This is a genomic window from Anaerococcus kampingae (genome assembly GCF_046365475.1).
Lineage (GTDB): Bacteria > Bacillota > Clostridia > Tissierellales > Peptoniphilaceae > Anaerococcus > Anaerococcus kampingae.
Genome location: NZ_JBGMEF010000016.1, coordinates 23627 through 31458, shown reverse-complemented (window position 1 = coordinate 31458; position 7832 = coordinate 23627). Strand labels below are relative to the sequence as shown.

Annotated in this window: 8 protein-coding genes; all 8 read left to right on the top strand. The window is 37.9% G+C overall.

The window, feature by feature from the left end; translation table 11 throughout:
• Positions 1-206 precede the first annotated feature (206 nt).
• The 8 genes from uvrA to ACCQ42_RS03395 all read left to right on the top strand — a co-directional run bounded on the left by uvrA (position 207) and on the right by ACCQ42_RS03395 (position 7769).
• Positions 207-3023: an excinuclease ABC subunit UvrA gene (gene uvrA / locus ACCQ42_RS03430; protein WP_410035383.1), complete on the top strand. Its 2817-nt coding sequence runs from the start codon at positions 207-209 to the stop codon at positions 3021-3023.
• Between the two features lie 138 nt (positions 3024-3161).
• A complete protein-coding gene (locus tag ACCQ42_RS03425; protein ID WP_410035382.1) occupies positions 3162-4196 on the top strand; it encodes a hypothetical protein in 1035 nt (344 codons plus the stop codon).
• Between the two features lie 4 nt (positions 4197-4200).
• Positions 4201-4737 (top strand): FIVAR domain-containing protein, encoded by a 537-nt coding sequence (locus ACCQ42_RS03420; protein WP_106461556.1) that lies wholly within the window; start codon positions 4201-4203, stop codon positions 4735-4737.
• 73 nt (positions 4738-4810) lie between these two features.
• A complete protein-coding gene (locus ACCQ42_RS03415; RefSeq protein ID WP_410035381.1) occupies positions 4811-5899 on the top strand; it encodes a transglutaminase domain-containing protein in 1089 nt (362 codons plus the stop codon).
• Between the two features lie 130 nt (positions 5900-6029).
• On the top strand, positions 6030-6302 hold the full coding sequence (locus tag ACCQ42_RS03410; protein ID WP_106461559.1) for a hypothetical protein: 273 nt from the start codon (positions 6030-6032) through the stop codon (positions 6300-6302).
• Positions 6292-6597, top strand: coding sequence for a nitrous oxide-stimulated promoter family protein (locus ACCQ42_RS03405; RefSeq protein WP_410035380.1), 306 nt, complete (start codon positions 6292-6294; stop codon positions 6595-6597). Before ACCQ42_RS03410 ends, ACCQ42_RS03405 begins: the two co-directional genes overlap by 11 nt.
• A gap of 12 nt (positions 6598-6609) precedes the next feature.
• Positions 6610-7149 carry a DUF4256 domain-containing protein gene (locus tag ACCQ42_RS03400; RefSeq protein WP_106461563.1) on the top strand — a complete coding sequence of 180 codons (540 nt, stop codon included), beginning with the start codon at positions 6610-6612 and terminating at the stop codon, positions 7147-7149.
• Positions 7134-7769: a hypothetical protein gene (locus tag ACCQ42_RS03395; RefSeq protein ID WP_410035379.1), complete on the top strand. Its 636-nt coding sequence runs from the start codon at positions 7134-7136 to the stop codon at positions 7767-7769. The genes ACCQ42_RS03400 and ACCQ42_RS03395 overlap by 16 nt, the downstream gene beginning before the upstream one ends.
• Positions 7770-7832 lie beyond the last annotated feature (63 nt).

Sequence of the window (7832 nt, the reverse complement as noted above, 5' to 3'; positions counted from 1 at the left end):
AGGTCCCTTGGGGCTCCCCCTTGAGACGAAGATTCAATAGTTAATAATAATTATTTATTAAAAGATAAAATTACAAAGAGAATTAGTAAATAACAATAATTCATTAAGAGACAAAACAATAAATAAAATTAATAAATAATAACAATAATTCAGAATGAAATAAAGAATAAATAATTTATCTAGGATAAAAAAAGAAAGGAATGTTAATGTCAGAAAAAAACATTATTATTAAAGGAGCAAGGACTAATAATCTCAAAAACATTGACCTGACTTTGCCTCGTGACAAGATGATTGTCTTTACTGGTTTGTCAGGTTCTGGGAAGTCTACTCTTGCCTTTGATACTATCTATGCTGAGGGCCAGCGCCGTTATGTGGAGAGCTTGTCTTCTTATGCTAGGCAGTTTTTGGGTGGGATTGATAAGCCTGATGTCGATGCTATTGAGGGGCTTTCTCCTTCAATTTCTATAGATCAGAAGACTACTAATAGGAACCCTAGGTCTACTGTTGCGACTGTGACTGAGATTTATGACTATTATAGGCTTTTATATGCTAGGATTGGCGATGCTTTTTGTCCAGTTTGTGGCAAGCCTATTGTGGCCCAGTCTGTAGACCAGATGGTTGATAGGATTATGGAAATAGAGGAGGGCTCAAGGATTCAGCTTTTAGCTCCTGTGATTAGGGGCAAGAAGGGCCAGCACAAGAAGGCTCTTGAAAATATTAGAAAAGAAGGCTTTGTCAGAGTCATGATCGATGGAGAAAGATATGAAATCGAAGATGACATCGACCTTGATAAGAATAAAAAGCATGACATTTCAGTAATTGTCGACAGGATTAAGATGAAGCCTGGAATTGAGTCTAGGATTGCTGATTCGCTTGAAACTATTATCGGTCTTGCTGATGGGCTTGTGATTGTGGATGTGATTGGAAAAGAAGAAATTCTCTTATCATCCAAGCTTGCCTGTCCTGAAGGCCACGTGTCTTTGCCAGAAATTACTCCAAATATGTTTTCCTTTAACGCACCGATTGGTATGTGCCCAGAGTGTAATGGGCTTGGCTTTCATTTACAAATTGATAAGGACCTTATTATCCCTGATTATAGCCTTTCTATCAATCAAGGGGCTATAGATCCTTATGCCGGTTCTGGCAAGGGTACCTACTATTACCAAGTAGTAAGGGCAATTGCTGACCATTATAAATTTGATCACGACAGACCTCTTGAGGATGCTCCGGAGGGTATGATTCACGATATTCTCTATGGAACTGACTATGACCTTTCTTTTATTTTTGATTCTCACTTTTCAGGCCAAAAACGCTATGTGGGGATTTTTGAAGGGGCCATTCAAAACCTTTGGGATAGGTACCAAAGGACCAATTCCGATGCCCAAAAGAAGAAATTTAGGGAATACATGGGCGAAGAGGAATGTAGGGTCTGCCACGGAGATAGGCTTAAGCCTGAGGTTTTGGCTATCAAGGTTGGTGGCTTAAATATTTCAGAACTTACCCGCCTTTCTGTGGCCAAATCTATAGAATTTTTCCAAAATTTGGAATTGTCTGAGATGAAGGCAAAGATTGCCGAGCTTATTATTAAGGAAATTAAGGGTAGGCTCAAGTTTTTAGATGATGTGGGCTTATCTTATTTGACCCTAAATAGGGCTGCGGCGACTCTTTCTGGCGGGGAAAGTCAGAGGATAAGGCTTGCTACTCAGATAGGTTCTGGCCTTGTGGGGGTTTCTTATGTTCTTGATGAGCCATCTATCGGTCTTCACCAAAGGGATAATGACAAGTTAATCACTTCTCTACGAAACCTCACTGATATAGGCAATACCCTCATTATCGTAGAACACGACGAAGATACCATGAGGGCGGCAGATTATATAGTTGACATCGGCCCAAGGGCTGGTATACACGGGGGAGAGATTGTCGCTAAGGGTAGCCTTGATGAGATTATGAAAAACAAGGCTTCTATTACGGGAGATTATTTGGCTGGTAGGAAGAAAATCCCTGTACCAAAAGAAAGGCGTAAGTCTGATAAGTTTATAGAAATAATCGGGGCTGGGGAAAATAACCTCAAAAATATTGACGTGAAATTCCCTCTTTCAACCCTCACCACAGTTACAGGTGTGTCCGGCTCTGGCAAGTCTTCACTTGTCAATCAAATCCTATATAAGGTTGCAACAAGGAAGCTTAACAAGACAAAAATCCACGCCGGTATCCACAAGAAAGTTATAGGGCTTGACCAGATTGACAAGGTCATAGCCATTGACCAGTCACCAATCGGTAGAACTCCAAGGTCAAACCCAGCCACCTACACCAAGCTTTTTGACAGCATCAGAGATGTATTTGCTATGACCAACCAGGCCAAGATGAAGGGCTTTAAGAAGGGAAGATTTTCCTTCAATGTCAAGGGCGGCAGGTGCGAGGCTTGTAAGGGAGATGGGACAATCAAGGTAGATATGATGTTCCTTCCTGATGTCTACGTGCCTTGTGAGGTTTGCCACGGCAAGAGATACAACAGGGAAACTCTCGAAGTAAAATACAAGGGCAAGGATATTTCAGAAGTCCTAGATATGACTGTTGAGGAAGGTATAGAATTTTTCCAAAACCACCCACCAATTGTAAGGAAACTCCAAACCCTCTATGATGTGGGCCTTGGTTATATCAAAATCGGCCAACCATCCACCGAATTATCTGGAGGAGAGGCTCAGAGAGTAAAGCTTGCAACAGAGCTTGCCAAGGTATCAACAGGCCAGACCCTCTACATCCTAGATGAGCCAACTACAGGTCTTCACACAGCAGATGTCCACAAGCTAATAGAAGTCTTAAATAGACTTGTAGATCAAAATAATACAGTAGTAGTAATCGAGCATAACCTAGATGTAATCAAGGTTTCAGACTACATCATCGACCTAGGTCCAGAAGGAGGAGATGGAGGCGGAGAAATTGTCGCCACCGGCACTCCAGAAGAAGTAGCCAAGGTCAAAAAATCATACACAGGGAAATATCTAAAGAAAATTCTTAAATAAAATAAAGGCCTCTTGATTAGAAATAATTAAGAGGCTTTTTTTGTGGTTTTTAGGCTCTAAAGGCCAATAATGTTTTTAAATTTTTCAAAAAGGGTATATTATAACAAAGACTTTAATTTGAAAAAAGAAAGGCATATTATGAAAAAAAATAACTTAAAAAAAGCTATGCTAGCACTTATGATAGCATCTGCTGCCATAGTTCCTAGCATAAAAGAATCACACGCAACAACAACTACATCAACAAGTGTAGATATGGGTACAATTTATTTTAACACTCTAGCAGACCTAAGAAAAAGCATAGAGAATGCAAAAGTTTTAAAGAATAAATACCAATACCTAAACGCAGGCACCTATTACCAACAAAACTTTGATAATAGGCTTAAAAACGCAGAAGATTTAGAAAAAACTCTACCAGCCTACAGCACAGATGTAGACAAATACGAAAAGATCAAGGATGCTAAAGCTTATCTAGACCAAGCTATAAAAGATTTAGATGGCAAAAAAGTATCTACAGAAGATTTAGATAAACTTGTTAAAGATGATACAAATTTCATGAACTCTGATGCCTACAAAAATGCAAAAAGCACTGAAAAAACAGCCTATATCAATGCATTTAATGAGGCAAGAAGCTTCTTACTTCTTAACACAGATAATGAAAAAATTTCATCATCAAAGCTTTACACCCTCACTAAAAATTTAGAGGATGCAAGAAATAAGATTACAAATGACTACGCACCAATAGCTAACAAAGATGCCCTAAAGGCTGAAATCAAAACATCATCTGCCCTAAGAACAGAAGCAGATAAATACACAAAGGCAAGCTTTGATGCCTTCATCTCAGCTCTAAGACTTGCAGAAACAAGTGTAGAAGATAAGTCTAGCAAGAAAACCGCAGCTGAATATAAAGAGCTAACAGAAGCCCTAAAAACAGCAAGAGAAGCCCTTGTTAAAGTAAATAAAAGAAGTGGTGCTTATGAAAGCTTAATAAAGAATCTAGAAGAAGCCATCAAGAGAAACAAAATAGCTATAAGCTCTGCAGAATTTCTTCTAGCAAAGGCTCCAAAACAAGTGGCTCCAGTAAAGGGCAAACTAGAAAATCTGCTTAAAAAATCTAAGGCTGATATAGAAAAAGCAGAGAAAAAATTAAACGAACTTAACGGAATAAAAGGATAGGAAAATGAAATTTATCAAAAAATTAGGACTATCAATACTAGTAGCAAACCTAGCCTTAACAGGATATGGTCTTGCAAATACAAATCTTGCCTATGCCACAGAAGCTCAGCAAGATGAAACACAAACAGAAGAATACAAAGTTCAAAGACAACAACTAGAATATGCAGTAGGTGATAGGGCAAATGTAGTAAGCTCTGAAGCTTACGTTTCATATGCTTCTGAGTCTACCAAAGCAGCCTATGAAAAGGCAATTGCTGATGCTAGGGCTCTTTTACAAACCGAAGCTCCAAAGCAAAACCAACTTGCTGCAGCAACAGCAAGCATCAACCAAGCTAGACAAGCTATAAAAAGAGATGTAAACAAGGTTTTAGCTAGAGAAAGACTAAAAAAAGCTATCGAAGACAATAAAAAAACAGCAGCATCAGCTAGATACCTACTAGAAAATGCTCCTAAGACCGTAGCCAAGGTAAAAGATGTCTTGATAAGAAAGCTACAAAGATCAGAAGAATTAATAAAATTAGCAGAAGCAAAACTTAAGTAAAACAAAATAAGCATAAGAATAAAGATTTAGCCTAGGCTAGGTCTTTATTGTTAGCTTTTTATAAGGGAGCACAATGAAAATATCAAAAAAGACCCTCTTAATCCTAGCCCTCCTAATATTTCTTCCAAAAAGCACAGCTCTAGCCTATAGCGAGGCCTTTGAGGAAAAATTTATAGGTCTAGACACATCTAGAAATGAAAGAGTCCTGGATGCGGCAGAATCCTACATAAATACTGGCCAAATATCTCCACAAAAAAAGGAAAAGCTTACTGTACTTGTAGCAAATGGCCGTCAAATCATTAAAAAGATTGATAATATAAAGGATTCCTTCAGGGATAATATTAGGATAAGAAAAGACATTAGAGAAAATCTGACAAATAGGAGCTCGTATTTTTCGGTAAAAGTAGATAAGATATCGACAAACAAAGACATATCAGAGCTTTTCACCCAAGTTGCCAAAGAAGACCCATACTTCTATTATAGCCAGTATGCTTCTTGCAAGATCAATACATCCTTCAATCCATCCAAGTCCTCAAATGGCAAGACCTATATAGAAAATGCCAACTTTGACGTATCCTACAGGGCAGATATGCACCTAGAATATAACCTAAAAGACTTTGTAAAAGAATGGGTAAGGGAAAATATTGCACCAGACCTTACAGACTATGCCAAGGTAGTAAAAATTCATGACTTTATAGTAAAGAAAAACAACTACAACAAAGGCGATAAAAATGCCATAAGCGGCGGATTTTCAATTTACCATCCATCATCTATAATTTATGGCAATGGTGGAGTCTGCAATGCCTATGCCAGTCTGTTTGACCTAATGGCCAAGGAAGCAGGCCTTGAGACAATATTTCTAACAGGCAAGTCCAAAAGAAATGGCGAAGATCATATGTGGAATATGGTCAAGGTCCTAGGAGTTTGGTATCATATAGATACTACCTGGGATGATCCTGTGATTAATTTTGACCTAGGAAATGTTGAAAATATCGAAGATTTTGTAATCTACGATTATTTCCTCAAATCAGATGCGGATATTAAAAATTCTAGAACTATAGATGAATTTAAAAACAGGCCAAAGGCAGAAAGCAATTTTGCCTCCATACCAAACAACTCAAAAATCGAAGAGCACGAAGGCAAGTTTTGGGTAATAAATTAAATAAAAGCAGATCCCTAGCTAGGTGCGGCCTAGTTGGGGATTTTTCTTACTAAAGCTAAAAAAATTCTATAGCTTTAAATTCTTCGATAAAAATGTTAAAATATACTTAAGAGAAAAATAAGGAGTTATTATGTTAGAAGCAAAAAATGACAATAAAGATAGAGATGATATAGATATAGTTGATAATACATCAGGCACCGTAGGTTTTGACCCAAAGACAGGCAAGGTTTTCTTTGTAGATGAGCCAAAGGTAGAAAAATCTAAAGCAGAAGAGGAAATAGATGATCTAACAGCCCAGCTTGATAAGGCAAGCGATGAAATAGCAGATTTGCTAAAATCAGTCGGAATCGATGATCTCACTGACATGGATGCCCTAAAAAAATTGGCAGAAAATGAAGACTAAAAGGGATAGGAATCTTGCCATAGTCTGCCAGATGATAGACATCTATTACAAAGGCAATCCCGATGAAGATCATGATAAGGATGAATTAAAATCCTATGTCAAAAAAAGGCTAGAAGCCTGTCCCCATGGGGATGATAAGCCTTTTTGTTCAACTTGCAAGATTCATTGCTATGATAAAAAGCACAGGTCAATCATCAAAAAAGTCATGCGATATGCAGGGCCAAGGATGCTTTTTAAAAGTCCAATTTCACTGCTAGCCCATACATTGGCAGAGCTAAGATCTAGGAAATCATGAGGAGGTAGCTTAATGGAAAAATTTGACAAGAAGTTTTTACAAAAATTAGAAGAAAGATTTAAGGCAAATATGCATAGACATAAACACATCAAATGGGATTTTGTCCAAAGCTCACTTATGTCTAACGAAGATCTTTATGAAGCTGTATTTCAGATGGATCAGACAGGTGGAGAACCTGACCTGGTGGATTTAGAAGTCTTTAGGGGCCTAGTATATGTAGATATGGCAAAGGAAAGCCCAGAAGGCCGCCGCAATTTATGCTATGACAAAAAGGCCAGGGAAGAAAGAAAGAAAAATCCACCAACATCATCAGCCTTAGAAGAAGCTGAGAAAATGGGCCTAAGGCTAATAAAAGAAGAAGAATACTATGCCATCCAAGACCTAGAAGACCTTGATACAAAAACAAGTAGCTGGATTGATACACCAGATGCGATAAGAGAATTGGATGGGGCCCTATTTTGTAGCAAAAAATATGACAGAACCTTCACCTACCACAATGGTGCAGATTCATATTATCAATCAAGAGGGTTTAGGGCTTGCGTAAAAATCTAATAGGGATAGTTTGCTTATCAGCCATGCTAGCCTTAAGTGGATGTGAAGATAAAAATCAAGCTGATAAAGCTAAAAGTGAAAGTAGAGAAGAAAGCCTTAATATAGAAAGTATAAGGCCTATAATCCTTGATAAACTATGTTTTCAAACCCTAATTAGGACCTATGGCGAAGGCACAGGCCAGACAAAAATAATCTTTGAAAATGATGGTAAATTTAGAGGAGATTATTTTGGGAAAATCGCCGCTGATGGCAAGGATTATGGCCTAAGTGCGACGGCACAGATTTTTTACCATGCAGAAGAAATCCACTCATCAGAATTTATCGGTAAAATCGACCTTACAAAAATGCTAGATGAATATCGCTATGAAGCTAAGCTATCTGAATACAAGATTACAAGCAAGGAAGGTGCTCACGATGACATCTACTATAATGTAGACTTCGCCCTCGGCCTAGATATGGATGATGAATACATCTTATACAGGCCAGGAGCTCCGATAAAGGATTTGGAAAAAGACGATAGGCTCATAGACCTAGCTAAAAATTCTAGCCAGGATGATGAAAAAGTAAGGGGCTTTATCCTTTATAATAAGACAAAAAAAGAGGTGTTCACTCAGAAATAAGTTTAATTTAATGGCTACTTTGTGGGTATAATACCTATAAGAAAATATAGAAGGGAGAAATCT